Source organism: Buttiauxella cochleicola (assembly GCF_021282405.1).
Classification (GTDB): Bacteria; Pseudomonadota; Gammaproteobacteria; order Enterobacterales; family Enterobacteriaceae; genus Buttiauxella; species Buttiauxella massiliensis.
In genome coordinates this window covers 21,924-42,828 of record NZ_JAJSOU010000009.1, presented here as the reverse complement: position 1 = coordinate 42,828, position 20,905 = coordinate 21,924, and the positions used below count along the sequence as shown (strand labels likewise).

Here is a 20,905-nt window from a genome sequence, read left to right as displayed (position 1 = left end):
TTGGTTGGATTTGAGTTGAATGGAACGGTACATCCATGTACCTGGGCAGGGTAGCCTTGAGAACTAACACATCTAAGGGAAACTAATTACCAACGGTATTTGTTGCGAGTTTCCCAATCAACGACTTCTTCCTCTGCCTTATCCTTTTCGTACCCATAACGCTCTTGAATTTTACCGACAAGCTGATCGCGTTTGCCTTCGATGACAGTCATATCATCGTCAGTCAGTTTGCCCCATTTCTCTTTTACTGTGCCTTTAAACTGTTTCCAGTTACCGCCGATTTCGTCTTTATTCATAATAATATCCTCATCGTTCGGGGAAGAACTGCTAAAAAATTACCAACGTCCAATGTGCTGCCATTTGGCCAACACCACTCTATCTGCTGGACGTGATAATAATTGTAGTCAAGGATATGGTGGTACGGAGAAAACTAAGAATCTTTAACCATACGGCTTAACTTTGTACGTTGTTAAACCAGCTATTTTGCTGCCAGTGACGACGCCAAATCCAACCTAACGCCAGCCCCCGCAGAGCAAGGAATACCGCCACAGAAAGCCATAACCCGTGGTTGCCTAAATACGGAACCGTGAAGAGCGTTAGCCCGAAACCAACAGCGGCAACCGCCATGCTATTACGCATCTCAGCTCCCCTTGTCGCGCCAATAAACATCCCATCCAGCAAGTAGCACCAGACACCGACTACGGGTAATACAATCTGCCAGTGGAGATAGCGATCGGCCTGTAGCTGTAATTGGGGAATGGACGTCAGAAGAGAAACAATTTGCTCGCCAAATAGGGCATACACCACGGCAAACATGAGCGCGACTAAACCCGCCTGGCGACAGGCAGCACCCCAAACCTCGAGTAGTTGGCCGCGATTCTTTGCGCCATAAGCTTGCCCGGAATGGGCTTCAACGGCATAGGCAAAACCATCAAGCGCATAAGCGGTAAACGTCAGAAGCGTCATTAATACCGCATTGACGGCGACAATTTCGCTACCTAAGCGCGCACCAAAGATGGTCACTGATGCAAAGCACACTTGCAGTAATAACGAGCGCAACATGATGTCCCGATTGAGCGCCAGTAAGCGCCGAACATTGCCACGCCAGGACTGCTTAATCATCTCAAAGCTGATACCACGCATGCCCATAACCTTCTTCACCATCAGCAATCCGATGAAAAATGTCGCGTATTCAGCAGTGACAGTCGCAAGTGCCGCCCCTTGAACATCAAGGTGCAACCCCATAACCAGCCACACATCCAGTACGATATTCAGAACATTGCCGACTACCAGCAAGATAACCGGAGCTCGTGCGTATTGAACCCCTAACAACCATCCTAGTAGAACCAGGTTGGCAAGCGAGGCTGGCGCACTTAGCCAGCGGATTTCAAGAAAGCGTTGTGCTTGTACGAGCACATCCTGATTGCCACCAACAATTTGTAAAGCGAGTGAAATGAGGGGATCGCGCAGTAAGACAATTGCCACCCCTGCCCCAAGTGCCAGCAATAGTGGTTGCACCAGTGCACGAGCTAACGCTGAGGGATTATTGGCGCCAAAAGCCTGAGCAGTTAAGCCTGTGGTACTCATTCGTAAAAACAGCAGCAACATAAACAGGAAGCTGGTTGCTGTCGCACCAATGGCAACACCGCCCAAGTAAACAGGACTATCCAGATGACCAATCACAGCCGTATCGACAAGGCCAAGCAGCGGAACAGTAATGTTGGAGAAAATCATGGGTAAAGCGAGGCGCCAGAGCGCACGATCCGCTGTGGAGAATAATTGCATGACCTCTCCTGAAGGAGATCAAAGAGAATTAAGGCAGTGATGCGCATTCTAAATGCGCATCACCTAAAGAGATTTTACAGCCAGTCGCCGTTGCGAATAACCCCAACAGCCAGCCCTTCAATTGAGAAGTTATGCTCGCGCAGGTCTACCACGATCGGTTCAAACTCACTGTTTTCTGGCAGCAGATGAACTGTATTGCCCTGTTGTTTTAAGCGCTTAACGGTAACTTCATCATCGATACGCGCGACAACAACCTGGCCATTACGCACATCCTGAGTTTTATGAACCGCAAGCAGGTCGCCATCCATAATGCCGATGTCTTTCATTGACATACCGCTGACGCGCAGCAAGAAGTCGGCATTTGGTTTGAACAGTGAAGGATCAACCTGGTAATGGCCTTCGATATGTTGCTGTGCCAGGAGTGGCTCACCTGCAGCAACACGCCCAACCAGTGGAATACCAGTCACTTCTTCCACCAACAGGCGGATACCACGGGATGCACCAGAAACAATTTCAAGCACACCTTTACGGGCAAGTGCTTTTAAATGCTCTTCAGCGGCGTTCGGAGAACGGAACCCCAGACGTTGAGCAATCTCGGCACGAGTCGGTGGCATGCCGGTCTGGCTGATATGATCCCGAATAAGATCAAACACCTCTTGCTGCCTGGTAGTTAACGCTTTCATTCCGCCCCCTGGGTGTTTATACAGTTATGCTGTGAGTATATACAGTCAAAGGTCAATTTGGAACCACAAATTAAGCAAAAAACCAGGCACTTAACTATTCTGGAAAGATCACCGCAAATGCGACCAAAGCAGCGTGACCCAGGTAATTACTGCGAGGATAATTGAAATTAATACAGCGGCCGAGCCCATATCTTTGGCGCGTCCTGAAAGCTCGTGATAATCAGTGCCAACACGGTCGACAAGTGCCTCAATAGCGCTATTGAGGATCTCGACAATCATGACCAGCACGACTGAGCCGATAAGTAGAATGCGGGTAATGGGATCGACATCTAACCAACATGCGATGGCAATGGCGATAACAGCAGAAACGCCTTCCTGGCGGAAAGCTGCTTCGTTGATCCAGGCTGCTTTGAGCCCTTTCCATGAGTAGCCTGCGGCTTTGATGATACGGGTAAGTCCAGTGGTACTGCTCGCCATTTTAGGAAACCTTTTCAAATTATTTGCATCAATGCTTGTCAAAATTATAACGCCACAGAAATCTGGGTGAGATTCTGATATTCTTGCGGCGAATTTGCATCATTAACCTGAGGCTTTACATCGTTTATGTCAGGCTGGCCAAGAATCTACTACAAATTACTTAATTTACCATTAGGCGTTCTGGTAAAGAGCAAGTCCATTCCGGCAGATCCACAGGCCGAACTGGGCTTAGATCCCACACGCCCAATAATGTACGTTCTGCCTTATAACTCAAAGGCGGACTTATTAACCCTGCGCGCGCAATGCCTCGCGCACAACTTGCCCGACCCTCTCGAGCCGTTAGAGATCGACGGTGCGGTATTGCCGCGCTATGTCTTTATCCATGGCGGCCCGCGTGTGTTCACTTATTACACGCCAAAAGAAGAGTCGATCAAGCTGTTCCATGATTATCTCGACTTGCACCGCAGCAATCCAAATCTGGATGTGCAGATGGTGCCGGTATCGGTGATGTTTGGCCGCTCTCCGGGTCGCGAAAAAGGCGAAGTTAACCCGCCACTGAAGATGCTTAACGGCATTCAGAAATTCTTCGCAGTCTCCTGGCTTGGGCGCGACAGCTTTGTGCGGTTCTCTGCACCTGTTTCGCTGCGCCAGATGGCAACCGATCACGGTACAGACAAAAAAATCGCCCAAAAACTGGCACGCGTGGCGCGTATGCACTTTGCTCGCCAGCGCTTAGCGACTGTTGGCCCGCGTCTGCCGGTACGTCAGGATCTGTTCAATAAGCTTTTGGCTTCAAAAGCTATTGCCCGTGCAGTAGAAGATGAAGCGCGCAGCAAGAAAATCTCCCATGAAAAAGCGCAGCAAAATGCTGTTGCCTTGATGGAAGAGATTGCGGCGAACTTCTCTTATGAAGCCGTTCGTTTGACCGACCGCGTATTAGGTCTGACGTGGAACCGTTTGTACCAGGGCATTAACGTTCACAATGCTGAACGCGTTCGCCAACTGGCTCATGACGGCCATGAGATTGTCTATGTGCCCTGCCACCGCAGCCACATGGACTACATGCTTCTGTCTTACGTGCTCTATCACCAGGGGCTGGTTCCTCCGCACATTGCAGCGGGTATCAACCTGAATTTCTGGCCAGCCGGCCCGATTTTCCGCCGCCTGGGCGCGTTCTTTATTCGCCGTACCTTTAAGGGCAGCAAACTCTACTCCACCGTGTTCCGTGAATATCTTGGCGAGCTGTTCAGCCGTGGCTATTCCGTTGAATACTTTGTGGAAGGTGGCCGTTCTCGTACCGGCCGTTTGCTAGACCCGAAAACCGGCACGCTGTCGATGACCATTCAGGCCATGCTGCGCGGCGGTACACGTCCAATTACATTGGTGCCGATTTACATTGGCTACGAGCATGTAATGGAAGTGGGGACTTACGCGAAAGAACTGCGCGGTGCGACTAAAGAAAAAGAAAGCTTCATGCAGATGGTACGTGGGCTGAGCAAGCTGCGTAACCTCGGCCAGGGCTATGTTAACTTCGGCGAACCAATGCCGTTGATGACATTCCTCAACCAGCGAGTGCCTGAGTGGCGTGATTCAATCGACCCGATTGAGGCCATCCGCCCGGCATGGTTAACGCCAACGGTTAATGAAATTGCTGCCGAACTGATGGTGCGTATTAACAATGCAGGCGCGGCAAACGCCATGAACCTGTGCTGTACCGCGCTCCTGGCATCGCGCCAGCGTTCACTGACGCGCGAACAACTGACCGAACAGCTCAACTGTTACCTGAGCCTGTTGCGTAATGTGCCGTATTCACCGGACGCTACCGCACCAGACCAGCCAGCAGAAGCGCTTATCGAACACGCGCTGCAGATGAATAAGTTTGAAGTAGAGAAAGATACGATTGGTGACATCATCATTCTGCCGCGTGAGCAGGCAGTGCTGATGACTTACTACCGTAACAACATCCTGCATATGCTGGTGTTACCTTCTCTGCTGGCTGCAATTATCACGCAGCATCGCCACATTTCCCGCAGCGAGCTTCTGCGTCAGGTTGAGCTGCTCTACCCGATGCTGAAGTCTGAGTTGTTCCTGCGTTGGGAAAAAGCTGAACTTGCCAGTGAAATGGATGCGCTGCTTAATGAACTGGTTCGTCAGGATCTGATTACCCTTACGGGTGAAGAAGTGGTGATTAACCCGGCACGCTCACGCACTATGCAGCTTCTGGCGGCAGGTGTTCGTGAAACGCTGCAACGTTACGCGATTACTTTCTGGCTGCTGAGTGCAAATCCATCGATTAACCGTGGGACGCTGGAGCGCGAAAGCCGCACCGTTGCCCAACGTTTGTCGGTGTTGCATGGCATTAATGCACCGGAGTTCTTCGATAAAGCTGTATTCACCTCGCTGGTATTAACCTTGCGTGATGAAGGCTATATCAGCGACACCGGAGATGCAGAACCCGCCGAAACGATGAAGGTCTACCAGATGCTGGCAGAGCTGATCATGCCGGATGTGCGTTTGACGATTGAAAGTGCGACGTCGCAGGCTGCGACCGAGTAAAAAATCTGGCGGATAAACGAAGTGTCATCCGCCATTTAGTTTCTTATACCCGAGCTACTTCGAGATGCAGGTAGGCGGCAATCGAACGAATCCCGATGAGCTTACTCAAGTAAGTGATTCGGGTGAATGAGAGCAGCCAACAACCCTGCAACTTGAAGGGCGATGGGTATAATTAGAAGTGTAGGTAACTCAACACCAACCCTATAAACAGCACCAGGCCAACATAGTTATTGTTGAGGAAAGCTTTAAAACACGCATCACGGTCACGATTCGCCGTCAGCCGTTGCTGATGGACAAAGAGCATCCCCGCCAGCGCAATAGACCAGTAGAACGCCCCACCTAATCCGTTTAACCAGCCAATCACCGCCAACAACACCATCACTGTAAACTGCAAAATACCGATAATCAGATTGTCATAACGGCCAAATAAGATGGCTGTGGATTTAATGCCGATTTTCAGATCGTCATCGCGGTCAACCATTGCGTACTGCGTGTCATAAGCCACAGCCCAGCAAATATTGGTTAAAAACATCAGCCAACAGCTAAGTGGAACAGACTCGCTCACTGCGGCAAATGCCATCGGGATTGACCAGCCAAATGCAGCCCCTAGCACCACTTGCGGCAAATGAGTGTAGCGCTTCATAAACGGGTAAACCCAGGCAAGCGCTAACCCCGCCACCGATAATAAAATCGTCATGGTATTAAGCGTCAGTACCAGTAAAAACGAAAGCACTACCAGTACCGCAAATAAGATACGCGCTTCTTTCTCGCTTACAGCCCCGCTCGGCAATGGCCTGTGCGCCGTGCGTTTCACGTGACCATCAAATTTGCGGTCAGCGTAGTCATTTACCACGCAACCCGCAGCGCGCATCATCCAGACTCCGGCTATAAACACGCATAAAATGGTTAGCGGAGGCACTCCCGGTGTCGCAAGCCACAGCGCCCATAGGGTGGGCCATAACAACAAAAGCGAGCCAATTGGCTTATCAAGTCGCATCAGACGTTGATACGCCTGCCATTTACCCTGTTTCAGACTCCACTCCATTATTTTTCCTCTCGATACAACGGAGAAGCAGGAAGGAATAACTCGGTTAGCACCAGCGGCTTTCCAGCTAATCTCAGGCGGGAACGACGCCCCCACTGCTCCGAACTGCGGCCAATCTCAATAAAATCCCGTGTCAGGGAAGATGAACTAAACAGGTAGCGTCCAAGCGGCGTGGTTCCGAGCCTTTGTAAAGCAAGCTCTGGTCCTTCAAGGGTTGATTCAGGGACCACTGTACGCCCCAAAAGCCAGGGCACATCGTCACCGCAAAGCACAACTTCGCGCAACCAATAACGGCTGGACTCAGGCAACATATTAGCTTCAGGAAGAACGACATGCGATTCGAAAAAACCTTCACGCACAATGCGGGCAGTAACCCTGGAACAATACTGCTCAAAGCGTTTGGTCATTGAGTCTTCAAGCAACAGCCAGTCAAGGAGTGATGCACTCAACCCTTCTGGAATCGCAGCTTCAAAACGTAAGGCGCGCAATGGCGAAAGCGCGTCAGACATGGGAATTTCTCCGAAACAAAACCGAAAATCATTGTAACGCAGAATAGGTATAGCGGGGCAGGGAAAAGCTCACAAGCGTTTAACAATGCCGGGAACAATGCCGGGGAACAATGCTAACCCTTCTAAATCATTCGAGTTGAATCAAGGCGGCAAAAGAGAAAATCCCTCTGAGCTTACTAAAGTAAGTGATGAGGGTTTTTGAGCGCAGCCAACGCAGAGTCAGCTTGAAGGATGACGAAGGAAAAAAGGTGCGCCCGGAGGCGCACCAAACTTCAAACATCAGCACTGCGGGGAAACCATCACCCCTTGCCTTTTACACTGCTGATAAAGGTTTTACGGGCGCTAGTCGATCCCAGGCGTTCAGCTTCATCCAGCAGTTTCAAGGCTTTATCAACATCGCCTTTCGCTACTGCATCTTTGATAGCCTGGTTGAAGTAGCTCTCTGTATCGCTAAGCACGGGTTCTTTTTTCGCGGCAGGAGCCGGAGCGGCTACAGGCGCAGTAGCTGTTGCTGCAACAGGTGCGGCATAAGCGGTAGCAGGCGCTGCGGTGTTACCCACAGTCACAGGGTCTGGACCAGATGAACCAAAGAGTGGCCCCACTAAAATGCTTGAACCAGAAGAGGTTTTTACCCGCAATTTCAGCGTTCCCGTCGTGCCATGGCTCGCAATTGGGTCTGGAATATCTGGGATCGCGTTGCCATTGCCCTTGGCATAGGCTTTGGCCGGATCAATCATCTTCGTGGTTTGTTGTGCATCTTTACTGGTGGTGAAGACCAATAAATAGAGTTTTTGCTGCCCCAATGCTGGCGTTAATTTAAACGTCCCTTCCAGGCGGTTATCAGACATCACGCCTGGTTCCTGGTAGGCAAAGAAACTGCTTGGGAAGTATGCAGCCGGGCGCAGGTTTTGATCCAAAACCAGTACGTTTGGCGCGAAGACCGTATCTTTTTCAACGACGCTGGTAAGGGTAATAGTCAGTTCACCAATACCCGCCGGAACGCTGTAAGCCGCTACCGGACCAATAATGTCAGCGACACCCAGAGACTGTCCGCCAGTCGCAAGGTTTGTGGTATGCAGTTTGTTTTGGGTAACCGGCGTCCAGACAAGATTTTGTAATGCAGATTCAGGAATTGACGGCGCGGCAGAAACATCCTGCGGAACGATATTGATATCTGCCAGACTGATTCCGGGAACGCTGGCGAGCAACCCTGCAGAAAGGCAGAGTGCGAGGAGACTTTTTTTCATTTTCATTTTTATAGACCTCGAATGGGAAATCGGTGGAAAGTTGGCCAGGCAATAGCGCTTTCCATCGAAACAAGCATTGGCATAGAGGGTAATCATGATGGGGAGTTCAGTGGCGAACTCCCCATCATTTCTTCACTTCAGGTTAATGCTGTATTACCACCAGATTTCCATCTGGGCACCGAAGGTGAATTCGTCGTCATCGCCACGGCTGGTAGAGAAGTTGCCGTTACCGGTAGAGTCAGAGATAGCAAAGCGAGTGTTGTCGCCGTTGGCATCTTTCGCGTAACCCCATTTCTCATCCCATTTGGCGTAAGTTGCGAACAGACGCAGTGCCGGACGTGACCAGATGCTGTCGCCTGCCTGCCATTGTTGTGCCAGGGTGATTTTGTACTGACCGTTACGGTCGCCAGTTTCCTGGGATTTCACGTTGTCGTAGCCAACTTCCAGCAAGGTACTCATGATTGGCGTCCATTTGTACATTGGGCGCACACCTACGGTGTACCATTCAGTACCCTGGTTATCATCCATATCCAGGTTCTGGTACATCGCAACGTACATCAGGTCCCATTGGTCAGCCAGAGTGATCGCGCCGTGGTCGAGAACACGAATCATGCTGCCGTCGTTGTTTACGCTACCGCCCTGCGCCTGGCCTTTGCCCTGCGAAGTCATAGAGTCAGTTGCATACTGCACAACGAATTTGTTGAAGCCTTTCATCATACTTTGCGTATGTTCAAGGGTCCCCATCCAACCATCTTTCGACGCACCTGGTTGCAGGTAGTAGTCGTCAGGAATGTTGGTGTGACCGTAGTCAACACCCAGTTCCAGTGTGCCGCCAGGGTTAGTTTCAATACCAGCCCAACGCACGTCAAATACGTCGTTTGGAACTTTGTTGTTGTAAGTACGTTCGCCGGTTACCGGGTCGCGATCGCCGAACGCTGAAGAACCGCCTGACTCAGAAGAACGAGTTGCTGCGAAGGAAAGTTTACCTGCACCTACGTCAATGTTTTCCAGACCTGCACCAGGACCAGAAATATCCCAGTAGTAGAAGTCGATCATGTGAACGTCGTGACGTTGGTAGAAACGCTTACCAGCCCACATGTTTGCGCCAGGCAACGAGTCGATCAGGTTTTTACCCTGCACGTTGAATTCGCGAATCGCCGGGGTGTTGGTGTCTTCCCAGTCATTCAACTGCGGAGAGTTATAGGCAATGTTGGAGTCGAAATAGAAGCTCTTATCGCCTTCTTTCCAGACTTCCTGACCTAATTTAATTTCCGCGTACGTTTCGCACTCGTTACCCAGACGATATTTAGACTGAGCACCAGTTGCCTGGAAACATTCTTGCGGGCCGCCGCTACCGGTCCAGCCGATACCAGAACGGGCATAACCGTGGAAATCCACAGCCAGAGCCTGAACAGACATAACGCCTGCTGCTACGGCGACTGCCAGTGGGAGTTTGCGCAGAGTAATCATCGTTCTATCTCCTGAGATCATTGCTTTTCTTTTTTATGGGAATGCTTAAACACCTGGCTCTTGATGCAACCGACGACATGCGGTGCCATCTTCTCGGAACAGATGGCAACGCTCTGGCGGCAAGCCAATAGCGAATGTGGCACCCTCTTTTACCAACACCACGTCATTCTGGCGGTACACCAGGTTCTGACGGATGGCGGGGATTTGGATATGAATCTGAGTTTCATGACCAAGCTGTTCAACAACCTGTACTTCGCCTTCGAGAGTGACGTCAGCGATGTCGCTTGGCAGTAGGTGTTCCGGGCGAATACCAAGGGACATGTTGGCACCGACCTGAACTTCTTTGCTTTCCACCGGCAGCCAGACTTGCTGGCGGTTCGGTAATTCAACCTGCACCTGATCAATGGCAGTAGCGGTGACTTTTACTGGCAGGAAGTTCATTTTTGGCGAGCCAATAAAACCCGCAACAAAACGATCCGCCGGGTAGTGATATAGCTCGAGTGGTTTACCCACCTGCGCGACGCGGCCTGCGTCCAGCACCACAATTTTGTCGGCAAGCGTCATCGCTTCAACCTGGTCGTGGGTGACGTAAATCATGGTGCGACCAAGGCGCTTATGCAGTCGGGAAATCTCAATACGCATCTGCACACGCAGTGCCGCATCAAGGTTTGAAAGAGGTTCATCAAGCAGGAATACACGCGGTTCAGCCACCAGCGTACGGCCAATAGCTACGCGCTGACGCTGTCCACCAGAAAGTGCTTTCGGGCGACGTTCTAATAAATGTCCCAGTTGTAAAGTTTCTGAAACCTGGGTGACACGCTGATTGATATCGCTTTTCTTGGCACCAGCAAGCTTCAGGCCGAAGGACATGTTTTCAGCAACGGAGAGATGGGGATAAAGAGCATAAGACTGGAATACCATGCCGACGCCACGCTCAGCGGGAGGGATGTCGTTCATGCGAGTATCACCAATGAATAAATCACCGCTGGTGATCGTTTCCAGACCCGCAATCATGCGTAACAGTGTGGATTTACCGCAGCCTGACGGTCCAACAAAAACCACGAACTCACCTTCTTGAATGTCGAGGTTGATATCTTTCGATACCACCACATCACCCCAGGCTTTCGTTACGTTCCGTAGCTGTACGCTTGCCATGTACTTCTCCCTTCATTCCGTCACTCTGCTAAACGGCAGGTGATTCAAGATGTGTCGGACTATGAATGATCTATACATTTCGTGAATCCTCCACCCTGCTGTTTTTAATGGGGGAGGAGGCGGGAGGATGAGAAGCGAGTTTCTGCAACCGGTTACAGCAGGCGCGACAGTTTTTCGTGATCGTGGTTTCAAATTTCTGGGTGGTTTTGTGTGCTCTGGTACACATAACTGTCAGTTATGGAATGCAGATCACAGATACCAGGGTGGGGGCGTAGGGCTAAGGAGGATGAGAAGCACTTGCCATCTGCGCAAACTGGCATCCGTAACGCCACTACCTTGACCTTGATGTATCCACGCGCATAGCAAACCACCATTCAAAGGATGGGAATAAATATGAAAATTAAAACTGGCGCCCGCATCCTCGCTCTGTCTGCCCTGACAACGATGATGTTTTCCGCCTCTGCACTGGCAAAAATAGAAGAAGGCAAACTGGTCATCTGGATTAATGGTGACAAAGGCTATAACGGCCTTGCTGAAGTGGGTAAGAAGTTTGAGAAAGACACCGGTATTAAAGTCACCATCGAACACCCGGACAAACTGGAAGAAAAATTCCCACAAGTTGCGGCAACTGGCGATGGCCCGGACATCATCTTCTGGGCACACGACCGTTTCGGTGGTTATGCGCAATCTGGCCTGCTGGCCGAAATCACTCCAGATAAAGCTTTCCAGGACAAACTCTATCCGTTTACCTGGGACGCGGTTCGTTACAACGGCAAAATCATCGCTTACCCAGTTGCGGTTGAAGCACTCTCTCTGATTTACAACAAAGACCTCGTACCTAATCCGCCGAAAACCTGGGAAGAGATCCCAGCACTCGATAAGCAGCTGAAAGCGAAAGGTAAGAGTGCGTTGATGTTCAACCTGCAAGAACCGTACTTCACCTGGCCGCTTATCGCTGCTGACGGTGGTTATGCGTTCAAACTCGAAAACGGCAAATACGACGTGAAAGATGTGGGCGTGGATAGTGCAGGTGCGAAAGCTGGCCTGAGCTTCCTGGTCAACATGATTAAAAATAAAGAGATGAACGCGGATACCGATTACTCCATCGCAGAAGCTGCCTTTAACAAAGGCGAAACCGCGATGACTATCAACGGCCCGTGGGCATGGTCCAACATTGATAAGAGCAAAATCAATTACGGCGTAACGCTGTTGCCAACCTTCAAAGGCAAAGCATCTAAACCGTTCGTTGGTGTGCTCAGTGCCGGTATCAACGCCGCCAGCCCTAACAAAGAACTGGCGAAAGAGTTCCTGGAAAACTACCTGCTGACCGATCAGGGCCTGGCTGACGTTAACAAAGACAAGCCATTGGGTGCCGTTGCACTGAAATCCTACCAGGATCAACTGGCGAAAGACCCACGTATCGCCGCCACTATGGATAACGCCCAGAAAGGCGAAATCATGCCGAACGTGCCGCAAATGTCTGCGTTCTGGTATGCCGTTCGCACCGCCGTCATCAACGCAGTTAGCGGTCGTCAGACTGTTGATGAAGCGTTGAAAGATGCTCAGGGACGTATTACTAAGTAAGTATCTGGTCAATTCCCTCTCTGAAAAGAGAGGGAAAATAATAATATGATTAGATACCCAAAATAATTCGAGTTGCACCGAGGCGGCAAGAGAATGAGTCCTAATGAGCTTAGTAAACTAAGTGATTTGGGCGAGTTCTCACAGCCAACAAAGAGGCAACTGGAAGTATGAAGGGTATAGAGGAAGACCCCATGGATGTAGTTAAAAAGAACCACTGGTGGCAAAGCGATGCACTGAAATGGTCAGTCATCGGCCTGATGGGACTGCTGGTTGGTTATCTTGTCGTATTAATGTACGCCCAGGGGGAGTACCTGTTCGCCATTATGACGCTGATTTTAAGCTCACTTGGCTTATACATTTATGCAAATCGTAAGGCTTACGCCTGGCGCTATGTTTACCCGGGCCTTGCTGGCATGGGGCTGTTTGTTCTGTTCCCACTGGTTTGTACCATCGCCATTGCTTTCACCAACTACAGCAGCACCAACCAACTGACTCAAGAACGCGCACAGCAGGTGCTGATGGACCGCCAATATCAGGCGGGAAAAACCTTTAACTTTGGCCTTTACCCGGCGGGCGATGAATGGCAACTCGCGCTGACTGACGGCGAGTCAGGCAAGAATTTTATCTCTGATACCTTTAAGTTTGGTGGTGTTCAACACCTGAAACTGAAAGACGCCGATGCTCTTCCTGCGGGTGAGAAAGCGAATCTGCGCGTGATTACGCAAAACCGTGCGGCGCTGACGCAAATCACGGCTGAAATGCCTGATGAAAGCACGCTGACCATGAGCTCCCTGCGCCAGTTCTCCGGCACACGCCCGCTTTACACTGAAGGTGAAAAGGGTGAACTGACCAATAACCAAAGCGGCGTGAAGTACCGCCCGAATAACAGCATTGGTTTCTACCAGTCTGTAAATGCCGACGGTAACTGGGGCAATGAGCAGTTAAGCCCAGGCTACACCGTGACTATCGGCTGGAAGAACTTCCTGCGTGTATTCCACGATGAAGGGATTCAAAAGCCTTTCATGGCCATCTTCGTCTGGACTGTAATTTTCTCAATCCTTACCGTGATTCTGACCGTTGCAGTAGGCATGATTCTGGCGTGTGTCGTGCAGTGGGAATCGCTGAAAGGCAAAGCAATTTACCGCGTGATGCTGATACTGCCCTACGCGGTGCCATCGTTTATTTCTATCCTGATTTTCAAAGGCTTGTTCAACCAAAGTTTCGGTGAAATCAACATGATGTTGAGTTCACTGTTTGGTATCAAACCGGCCTGGTTTAGCGACCCGACCACTGCGCGTTCAATGATAATTATCGTGAATACCTGGCTCGGTTATCCGTACATGATGATTCTGTGCATGGGCTTGCTGAAAGCGATTCCGGACGACCTATACGAAGCCTCTGCAATGGATGGTGCTGGCCCGTTCCAGAACTTCTTTAAGATTACTCTGCCTCTGCTGATTAAGCCGCTGACACCGCTGATGATCGCAAGCTTTGCCTTTAACTTTAACAACTTCGTGCTGATTCAACTGTTAACCAACGGTGGTCCGGATCGCCTTGGAACCACCACGCCTGCGGGCTACACGGACTTGCTGGTGAGCTACACCTACCGCATCGCCTTTGAAGGCGGCGGCGGTCAGGACTTTGGTTTAGCTGCGGCTATCGCCACGCTTATCTTCATTCTGGTTGGCGCACTCGCGATTGTTAACCTGAAAGCCACCCGCATGAAGTTTGATTAAGGAGCAACAAACATGGCTATGGTTCAACCCAAATCTCAAAAGCTGCGTTTATTTACCACGCACCTTTTATTACTACTGTTTATCGCCGCGATCATGTTCCCGCTGCTGATGGTTATTGCGATTTCACTGCGTCCGGGTAACTTCGCGACAGGCAGCCTGATCCCGGATCAAATCTCCTGGGAACACTGGAAATTAGCGCTCGGTTTCAGCGTACAACATGCCGATGGCAGCGTAACGCCACCGCCGTTCCCGGTGCTGTTATGGTTGTGGAACTCGATCAAAATCGCGGCGATTACTGCGCTGGGTATCGTGACGCTTTCCACCACTTGTGCCTACGCTTTTGCCCGTATGCGCTTCCCTGGCAAAGCCACACTGCTGAAAGGGATGCTGATTTTCCAGATGTTCCCGGCGGTGCTGTCACTGGTGGCGTTGTACGCCTTGTTTGACCGCCTCGGCCAGTACATTCCGTTTATCGGTTTGAATACACATGGTGGGGTGATCTTCGCCTATCTTGGCGGTATCGCACTGCATGTGTGGACGATTAAGGGCTATTTCGAAACGATTGATAATTCGCTGGAAGAAGCGGCAGCACTGGACGGCGCAACCCCATGGCAAGCCTTCCGCCTGGTGTTACTGCCACTTTCCGTACCGATTCTGGCGGTGGTGTTTATTCTGTCGTTTATCGCCGCAATTACCGAAGTGCCAGTGGCGTCGTTGCTGTTGCGCGATGTTAACAGCTACACCCTGGCAGTAGGTATGCAGCAATATCTCAACCCACAAAACTACCTGTGGGGCGACTTTGCCGCAGCAGCCGTGCTCTCTGCAATCCCGATTACTGTCGTGTTCTTACTGGCGCAACGCTGGCTGGTGAGCGGCCTGACGGCTGGAGGGGTGAAAGGTTAAGATTTCCTGTTGTTATTGCTCTACCTGATGTAATGCCACTGTACCCCTCATTTGACCTTGGATTTACTTATGGCGGCCCTTAGGCCGCCTTTTTTTATTCTCGTTTTAAGCGATTGCTATTACACAGCCACAACGTAATCACCAGCACCAGGATTGCTCCGGAGTAAATCAGCACATCGCGCGGATCTTTATGGTCAATGATGATGAGGCGCACAATGGCGGTGATGCCGATATAGATAAAGTAGCGCAGCGGAAAGTGATAACCCGACTGAAAGTATTTAACGATCAACGCGATAAATTCGAAGTACAGGAAGTAAACCACCAGCCCTTCAATCAGCTGGTACTTGCTGGCTTGATCGGTGGGTGCAAACAACGATGTGGCTAAATGCAGCGTTTCTTTACCCAGGAAGATGATGAGGATTAAGCCAAGCGCAAGCAACGCCAGATTGAGGACCATTTGCATAACTTTAGCGATGAGCTCAACGCCGGGGGTGGTTGTCATAGGAACGCCTCGTGTTCTGGTATAGAGGTGTTGTTATACGTTAAAAATGTGATCTTGATCTCAATTATTTACTTATATAACCGTTCGCTGCCGGAGGATGGTCCTTATGGCAGATTGGTGACGGTTCCGTTCACCAGGTATTCAGTGATAAATGAAATTACCGAAGCGGTGAAAGGAAAACCTCCGATCACCCATCCTCGTAATTATTGGAACCCCATCAGGTTCCAATAAACCCTCGTTACCTGAAATTAATATCCCGATCGCTCGTCATCCCATACAACTCAAACTTGCGTCCCACCATCTGCCCACCGTCACGCGTCAGCGGTGTCCAGCTCACTTGCGCCCGGCTGCGGGTTGGTGAAGACGAGAAGATATCCAGCGGCACATTGACGTAGAAACCTTTGGTGAAGTCCCCTTCCCCGTACTCTTCTTTCGACACGTTGGTAATGGTCGCATAAGTGCCGACAACCACGCCGCTGTCGAAGCGTTTGGAGATCTCCAACGTGCCACCCTTATCTTTCGCCAGATATTGGCCGATGCTGAGTTTAACCAGCACGTCATCAGCAAACGGTGGCGTCCAGTAACCGGTAAGGTGGCCGGTTGGCGCGCTGTAATCGGTGAACTTCATCATGTCCTGCGCACTACGCCAGTCACGCTGTTTGACGTAGTTGGCGTTGGCACCAATCGCCCAGTTGCTGTCGACCGGGCGGTACAACACTTCCGCGCCCACCCCGCCATACATGGTTTCGAGATAGCCGCCGTACACCTGCCCATACCAACTATTACCTAAATACTGGAAGTAGTTAGCTTGCAGGTTGTTGACGTAAATATCGTTCTCAACGTAGTCACGGACGTGGGTACGCACGCGCGGCAGTGTCGAGTCGTTCGGTGGATTGGTGTAGTTAAATTTGTCGTAGTTATTGGCGATGTTGGCAAAGAGGCTACCCGTGGTCAGCAAGTGATCCGTCACCCACCAGTCAGCGGTTCCCATCACGCCAACCTGATACATGTAGAAGCTTTCTGGGCCGCCCACGGACTGGTTCAGCACCGGGTTAATCGAGAAATTCACCTTCGATTTATCGATGTAATAACCCTGTTCGGTTTTCTCCGGAATGACCGGCTCAACACGTTTTTGCACCAGCGGTGTTTCGTGTCCAAGCGGCTCACCTTCCAGATGGTTTTTCAGGCTGGCGACATCCGTTTGGGTCGTCACCTGCGGCATATTCAGGCGGGTTTCAGTCACGCGGATGGTGCGAATATTCTCCGGCAGGTCATTCATGATAATGCGGTTAGCACGCTCGATGCCTTCACGGGAGTCGCGGTATTTCACCTGCTCACCCGTGACATATAGGGTGTCGCCTTTCACCTGAATATTCGGGTTTGCCAGGCCTGCATTGTATTTAAGAAGCGTCAGCTGATTTGCGACAACCGTCGGCTGTAAAATTTCATCTTGCGGCTGCGGCTGGTATTGCGGGCGGCGATTATCGTTATAGCCCGGGCGCAAGTCGTTAAAGTTAGTTCGCAGCGTGACACCAAACATAAAGGTATTGCCACGCTCGTAGCTGACGTTAACGTCGGCCCAATCGGTGACACGATAAATAGCGCCGATGTTAAAGCTGCTACGTTGCTCGAGTTTTCCGGCAAAATCCTGAGTGTAATTGTTACCTTCGTATTCCGCTTTCAGGCGCAGCGGCTGCCACGGAGTCTGGTATTCGACACCACCGAACAGTGACGCCGGGCCGTGGAACATGCCGCTAAAGTTGAATGAACCCGCCTGGTTGTAGCTGTTATCGCGATAGCAGAAGCCATCGCTCACTTCACAAAACGGGTTTTTCACATTGCCGCTGGTGCCCATGTAGCCCCAGCCCATGCCGAGGCTAAAATCGAACGGTCCCCAGGCTTTGCTCGCCACAACATATTCGCTATCGAACAAACCGGTGCCGCCTAAATCACGCACACCCACCGACACCTGCGGCAGGTAATAGCCTTCTTCCCAAAGGCGAACTTTCATGTCGAAGGCTTTATCTTTGTAAGTCTGGTTACCCGAGAACGCCTCGACGCTGCTGTACTCTCTGGTGCGCACGTCGGTGTAGCGCAAAGTCGTTTCCAGCCACGGGAAAAGCTGCACCGAGGCAGAGTAGAAGCGGTACTGATCGTTATCGCGATAGTTAAGGCTAAACTCGCCTTCTCGTGCCATGCGTGCAGTCGGTGTTTGCAGCAAACCCACACCGCCAAAATCCGATTGCGACGGGCCTACTGGGTCTGGAAAGGTTTCTGCCTGGCAGGCAGTAGATACGGCCAGCGCGAGCAGGCTGTAGAGATATTTTTTGTTCATCAATCCGGTCTCCGATGAGTCAGAGAGTTAAGGATTTGCTGATTCAAGTCGTTGAAATCAGAATTAAATAGTCGCTCTTTAAAGCCGACAAACAGGATGCTGCCCGGCGTGAGTTCAACATGGCGGTTATTCCAGTAGGCCACTGGCGCTTTTTGGGTTTTGCCGTCCGGGTAAATCACCCATGCGAAACTGCGGTCGGCTCCGCTGAGTTTGTCGACACCATCGAGATATTCGTCGGCACTGCGCCCGGCAACGAAAGGTTTCACACCCGGTGAACTCACCAGCCCCATCAGCGTGATTGTGGAGGGCTGTGGCCCGGCCCACAGGCTGTAATCGCCTTGCAGCGGAACATTGGCGCGAGGGTGAACACGCACCCAGTCGGGGTCGAGATCGACAAACTGCCGCCCGGTAACGTGAATGGCCTGCATCTGTTGGCGCATGCCGTTGATGGCTGCGGCATCGTCACCGTCTTCTTCGGCGGCGAAACCCGATAAAGCGGTTAACAATTTCTGGTGCTCTTGTTCTGCAACCGCTGTTGCCTGCCGTTCGCTAATTACCGCGCCTGGCCACCAGGCCCGCGCAAGTGAGGGCTGCGAGACTAAATCACCGAGGCGTTCTACGTTGGTGAGTTGCTGATTGCCGGGGTAAATAGTCACATTTCCAGCGGCGTAAGAAAGCGTGCTGCTTAGCGCTAAAAACAACATGGATGCTGTTAATTTCATTCTTTGGCCGCCTTCAACAAAATCGTAGTGACAGGCCAATAATCCGGGCCAATATATTGTTTTGACTGACGTATATGACCTTCGCTGTCTATCCAGAAGCGGTTATGCCAGGTTTTGCCATCGGCGGTGATTTCTTCATCGAGAACACGAACGGGCGTGGTGCTTTCAGCAACTTTTAGCGTGTCGGTGCCGTCCCAGGTAAAGGTTGAATGCGCTGTCGCCATTCGCGCCTGCTGATGCTCAGTCCAGGCAATTTGCCGTGTCCAACTCGCGCCATCGGTTATCTGATTTGCATGTACCAGCGGGTCGTTTGGCGTATTAGTCACTTGCTGGAGGTTGTCGCCAAGACCGGTGGTTTTTACGATGCGGCCCTGTTCGGTGACGATCATCGCCCGGTCTTGCGTTACCCATTTTTGCTGGCCGTTTTCGTCATATGCCAGAACGACAAATATTTGTGGGCCGTTATTGATGCTCATGTACTGGCTGGCGTAGCGCATATTCTGAATATCGTCATGGGTAAGCTGTACGCCATCACTGCCGACAATACTGTGCCAGAGCGATGAGCCAAGACCTTTAGTGGTGGCAGAGCAAGCCTGAAGTAACAGGCAAACAAGAAGAATTACGAGTCGCTGCACGAGGTTTCCCCGGAGTCGAAATAACCACACCGAAGTGTGGTTAGGATTAAATCACCCGGGATTTATCGGGTGCTGGTCGTTGTGGTTGTTGTGGTCCCAGTATTGGAACCATCACCGCCACCGGTTGCAGCAAGTGCTACACCCACTGCTGACCCGACAGTGCTGGCACTGGCCGCAGTAGAACTCCCTGCGGACTCGTAAGTAGCTTGTGCACCAGCGGCTTCACCTACAGCAACCGGATCTGCACTCGCCGCACCAGCTGCTGCCAGCGTGAATATGGCTAAAGCGCCATAAAGAACTTTCTTCATAACAATTTCCCTTCATTGAATGAATGGAGATTTGCCCAAAAGGAATTTCAGGCGCTTTCGAGTATACACAACAAGTAATAGCGTTAGTCCGCAGAGGGAAATATGAGAGGCGCTTTAAGATAAATGGAAACATAACAATAATAAGATGATAAAAATTACATTTAAACCATTAAAAACAATTATTTAAAATATATATCACTATAAATTTAATCTAATTAATCCGAAAGTAAACCTCCTTAATTATCGGGATATAGGCGATTTTAGGATTAACCTCAGCAGGGTGATTTGGGAATATTAAGCGGCAAGGGGAATAATCTTATTTAAATAACTAGGCCGGCTATAAGACTAATACCATTCGGGTAGTATTTGATAAAAAGAAGTGCTTAACGGGAGAACAGACGAAGCACAAAGTTGCAGGACTTCATCTGATAATGGAGATACTGTTTGTATCTCCAAATCACTTAAGTGAACAGGGCTACCCAAGCGGTAGCATTTTTAATAGGTAGCACGGCTATTCCACTGGTCGGTATAGATGATATTCCCGTCGCAGTGCTTCCATGTGATCTTCTCATAGTGCACCAGTACGGTTTCCAGATGCGTGCCAGTAGACGCGCCAGGATACAGGTCGGGCGTAATGGACGTGATTTTCACGTTTTCCAGAATGATGTTGAAATATTCCCGTTCCATGCCCGCATCATTGATATTGTACATTTTTATCGTGCCGGATTTGAGCACGTCACCCCGGGTTAATGCCCGATACAACAGCGGCGTAACCCTATCAAACTCCTTTTGAAACTGGATAGGTGCGTGAATGCGCGTGCCCGTCAGTCGCCCTGTATTGTGGTCGGTAGGGATGTTGACGTTATGAGTGAGCGATTTCATTTCAATAGCCCCCTGACGACCAACCACCAGCGAGCCACCAACCATCGGCGATCCATTTTCATCTGTTAACCACAAGTAAGCCGGGTTAGACATATAAACTCCTTTTATTTGTTTTTAAAACGGGATTTGATTTTTTTTACTTTGCCAGGGTAGTCAGGGAATATCCACAGTAAAACAATAAACGTGATGAATGTAAGTGAAATGTAATATTCCGGGAAGAAATATAGCCATATCATACCGCAGCCTATTACCAGCACCGGGAATATTACGCCGTCTAAAAAAATATTATTTCGTGTTTAAACATCTTAGCTCCTTTGCCCAACTACTTGTATTTCTCATACTTTGATGAAAGGCGAGTGAATACGACAATT

General features: G+C 50.5%; 19 protein-coding genes. 4 read left to right on the top strand and 15 right to left on the bottom strand.

Features of this window, described 5'->3' with window-relative positions; all coding sequences use genetic code 11:
- Positions 1-86: 86 nt before the first annotated feature.
- From LVQ79_RS13475 to LVQ79_RS13460, 4 genes are all read right to left on the bottom strand, one after another.
- The gene (locus tag LVQ79_RS13475) at positions 87-296 is read right to left on the bottom strand and encodes a CsbD family protein (protein WP_034492637.1); all 210 of its coding nucleotides are present in this window, start codon (positions 294-296) and stop codon (positions 87-89) included.
- Positions 297-453: 157 nt separating this feature from the next.
- Positions 454-1,785 carry an MATE family efflux transporter DinF gene (gene dinF / locus LVQ79_RS13470; RefSeq protein WP_232865349.1) on the bottom strand — a complete coding sequence of 444 codons (1,332 nt, stop codon included), beginning with the start codon at positions 1,783-1,785 and terminating at the stop codon, positions 454-456.
- Positions 1,786-1,859: 74 nt separating this feature from the next.
- The gene (gene lexA / locus LVQ79_RS13465; protein ID WP_064515371.1) at positions 1,860-2,468 is read right to left on the bottom strand and encodes a transcriptional repressor LexA; all 609 of its coding nucleotides are present in this window, start codon (positions 2,466-2,468) and stop codon (positions 1,860-1,862) included.
- A 108-nt stretch (positions 2,469-2,576) separates the two neighbouring features.
- Positions 2,577-2,945 (bottom strand): diacylglycerol kinase, encoded by a 369-nt coding sequence (locus LVQ79_RS13460; protein ID WP_064515369.1) that lies wholly within the window; start codon positions 2,943-2,945, stop codon positions 2,577-2,579.
- A 126-nt stretch (positions 2,946-3,071) separates the two neighbouring features.
- Between LVQ79_RS13460 and plsB the strand changes: the two genes are divergently transcribed.
- The gene (plsB, locus tag LVQ79_RS13455; RefSeq protein WP_232865348.1) at positions 3,072-5,501 is read left to right on the top strand and encodes a glycerol-3-phosphate 1-O-acyltransferase PlsB; all 2,430 of its coding nucleotides are present in this window, start codon (positions 3,072-3,074) and stop codon (positions 5,499-5,501) included.
- A 172-nt stretch (positions 5,502-5,673) separates the two neighbouring features.
- Here the strand turns inward: plsB and ubiA are convergent, their stop codons facing one another.
- From ubiA to malK, 5 genes are all read right to left on the bottom strand, one after another.
- The gene (gene ubiA / locus LVQ79_RS13450; RefSeq protein ID WP_064515365.1) at positions 5,674-6,546 is read right to left on the bottom strand and encodes a 4-hydroxybenzoate octaprenyltransferase; all 873 of its coding nucleotides are present in this window, start codon (positions 6,544-6,546) and stop codon (positions 5,674-5,676) included.
- Complete coding sequence (ubiC, locus tag LVQ79_RS13445) at positions 6,546-7,055, bottom strand: chorismate lyase (protein ID WP_232865347.1); 510 nt, start codon at positions 7,053-7,055, stop codon at positions 6,546-6,548. Before ubiC ends, ubiA begins: the two co-directional genes overlap by 1 nt.
- A gap of 299 nt (positions 7,056-7,354) precedes the next feature.
- The gene (malM, locus tag LVQ79_RS13440) at positions 7,355-8,308 is read right to left on the bottom strand and encodes a maltose operon protein MalM (protein ID WP_232865346.1); all 954 of its coding nucleotides are present in this window, start codon (positions 8,306-8,308) and stop codon (positions 7,355-7,357) included.
- Between the two features lie 147 nt (positions 8,309-8,455).
- Entirely contained in the window at positions 8,456-9,772 is a 1,317-nt protein-coding gene (locus LVQ79_RS13435) for a maltoporin (protein WP_232865345.1), read from the bottom strand.
- A 45-nt stretch (positions 9,773-9,817) separates the two neighbouring features.
- On the bottom strand, positions 9,818-10,927 hold the full coding sequence (gene malK, locus LVQ79_RS13430) for a maltose/maltodextrin ABC transporter ATP-binding protein MalK (protein WP_064515357.1): 1,110 nt from the start codon (positions 10,925-10,927) through the stop codon (positions 9,818-9,820).
- A gap of 393 nt (positions 10,928-11,320) precedes the next feature.
- On the opposite strand from malK, the gene malE reads away from it, so the two are divergent.
- From malE to malG, 3 genes are all read left to right on the top strand, one after another.
- Complete coding sequence (malE, locus tag LVQ79_RS13425; RefSeq protein ID WP_232865344.1) at positions 11,321-12,511, top strand: maltose/maltodextrin ABC transporter substrate-binding protein MalE; 1,191 nt, start codon at positions 11,321-11,323, stop codon at positions 12,509-12,511.
- 191 nt (positions 12,512-12,702) lie between these two features.
- Positions 12,703-14,247: a maltose ABC transporter permease MalF gene (gene malF, locus LVQ79_RS13420; RefSeq protein WP_232865343.1), complete on the top strand. Its 1,545-nt coding sequence runs from the start codon at positions 12,703-12,705 to the stop codon at positions 14,245-14,247.
- A 12-nt stretch (positions 14,248-14,259) separates the two neighbouring features.
- Positions 14,260-15,150 carry a maltose ABC transporter permease MalG gene (malG, locus tag LVQ79_RS13415; protein ID WP_134186071.1) on the top strand — a complete coding sequence of 297 codons (891 nt, stop codon included), beginning with the start codon at positions 14,260-14,262 and terminating at the stop codon, positions 15,148-15,150.
- Between the two features lie 94 nt (positions 15,151-15,244).
- Here malG and psiE read toward each other — a convergent pair whose 3' ends face one another.
- The 6 genes from psiE to LVQ79_RS13385 all read right to left on the bottom strand — a co-directional run bounded on the left by psiE (position 15,245) and on the right by LVQ79_RS13385 (position 20,627).
- The gene (gene psiE / locus LVQ79_RS13410) at positions 15,245-15,652 is read right to left on the bottom strand and encodes a phosphate-starvation-inducible protein PsiE (RefSeq protein WP_134186069.1); all 408 of its coding nucleotides are present in this window, start codon (positions 15,650-15,652) and stop codon (positions 15,245-15,247) included.
- Between the two features lie 238 nt (positions 15,653-15,890).
- Positions 15,891-17,987: a YjbH domain-containing protein gene (locus LVQ79_RS13405; protein ID WP_232865342.1), complete on the bottom strand. Its 2,097-nt coding sequence runs from the start codon at positions 17,985-17,987 to the stop codon at positions 15,891-15,893.
- Entirely contained in the window at positions 17,987-18,709 is a 723-nt protein-coding gene (locus tag LVQ79_RS13400; RefSeq protein WP_232865341.1) for a capsule biosynthesis GfcC D2 domain-containing protein, read from the bottom strand. Before LVQ79_RS13400 ends, LVQ79_RS13405 begins: the two co-directional genes overlap by 1 nt.
- Positions 18,706-19,344, bottom strand: a complete 639-nt coding sequence (locus LVQ79_RS13395; RefSeq protein ID WP_232865340.1) for a YjbF family lipoprotein — start codon at positions 19,342-19,344, stop codon at positions 18,706-18,708. Before LVQ79_RS13395 ends, LVQ79_RS13400 begins: the two co-directional genes overlap by 4 nt.
- A gap of 62 nt (positions 19,345-19,406) precedes the next feature.
- Positions 19,407-19,652, bottom strand: coding sequence for an exopolysaccharide production protein YjbE (yjbE, locus tag LVQ79_RS13390; protein ID WP_064515341.1), 246 nt, complete (start codon positions 19,650-19,652; stop codon positions 19,407-19,409).
- A gap of 495 nt (positions 19,653-20,147) precedes the next feature.
- Positions 20,148-20,627 carry an Hcp family type VI secretion system effector gene (locus LVQ79_RS13385; RefSeq protein WP_232865339.1) on the bottom strand — a complete coding sequence of 160 codons (480 nt, stop codon included), beginning with the start codon at positions 20,625-20,627 and terminating at the stop codon, positions 20,148-20,150.
- Between the last annotated feature and the right edge of the window lie 278 nt (positions 20,628-20,905).

Coding starts and splice junctions, on each gene's coding strand:
- LVQ79_RS13475 (WP_034492637.1), bottom strand. CDS start 296: ATGAATAAAGACGAAATCGGCGGTAACTGGAAACAGTTTAAAGGCACA.
- dinF (WP_232865349.1), bottom strand. CDS start 1,785: ATGCAATTATTCTCCACAGCGGATCGTGCGCTCTGGCGCCTCGCTTTA.
- lexA (WP_064515371.1), bottom strand. CDS start 2,468: ATGAAAGCGTTAACTACCAGGCAGCAAGAGGTGTTTGATCTTATTCGG.
- LVQ79_RS13460 (WP_064515369.1), bottom strand. CDS start 2,945: ATGGCGAGCAGTACCACTGGACTTACCCGTATCATCAAAGCCGCAGGC.
- plsB (WP_232865348.1), top strand. CDS start 3,072: ATGTCAGGCTGGCCAAGAATCTACTACAAATTACTTAATTTACCATTA.
- ubiA (WP_064515365.1), bottom strand. CDS start 6,546: ATGGAGTGGAGTCTGAAACAGGGTAAATGGCAGGCGTATCAACGTCTG.
- ubiC (WP_232865347.1), bottom strand. CDS start 7,055: ATGTCTGACGCGCTTTCGCCATTGCGCGCCTTACGTTTTGAAGCTGCG.
- malM (WP_232865346.1), bottom strand. CDS start 8,308: ATGAAAATGAAAAAAAGTCTCCTCGCACTCTGCCTTTCTGCAGGGTTG.
- LVQ79_RS13435 (WP_232865345.1), bottom strand. CDS start 9,772: ATGATTACTCTGCGCAAACTCCCACTGGCAGTCGCCGTAGCAGCAGGC.
- malK (WP_064515357.1), bottom strand. CDS start 10,927: ATGGCAAGCGTACAGCTACGGAACGTAACGAAAGCCTGGGGTGATGTG.
- malE (WP_232865344.1), top strand. CDS start 11,321: ATGAAAATTAAAACTGGCGCCCGCATCCTCGCTCTGTCTGCCCTGACA.
- malF (WP_232865343.1), top strand. CDS start 12,703: ATGGATGTAGTTAAAAAGAACCACTGGTGGCAAAGCGATGCACTGAAA.
- malG (WP_134186071.1), top strand. CDS start 14,260: ATGGCTATGGTTCAACCCAAATCTCAAAAGCTGCGTTTATTTACCACG.
- psiE (WP_134186069.1), bottom strand. CDS start 15,652: ATGACAACCACCCCCGGCGTTGAGCTCATCGCTAAAGTTATGCAAATG.
- LVQ79_RS13405 (WP_232865342.1), bottom strand. CDS start 17,987: ATGAACAAAAAATATCTCTACAGCCTGCTCGCGCTGGCCGTATCTACT.
- LVQ79_RS13400 (WP_232865341.1), bottom strand. CDS start 18,709: ATGAAATTAACAGCATCCATGTTGTTTTTAGCGCTAAGCAGCACGCTT.
- yjbE (WP_064515341.1), bottom strand. CDS start 19,652: ATGAAGAAAGTTCTTTATGGCGCTTTAGCCATATTCACGCTGGCAGCA.
- LVQ79_RS13385 (WP_232865339.1), bottom strand. CDS start 20,627: ATGTCTAACCCGGCTTACTTGTGGTTAACAGATGAAAATGGATCGCCG.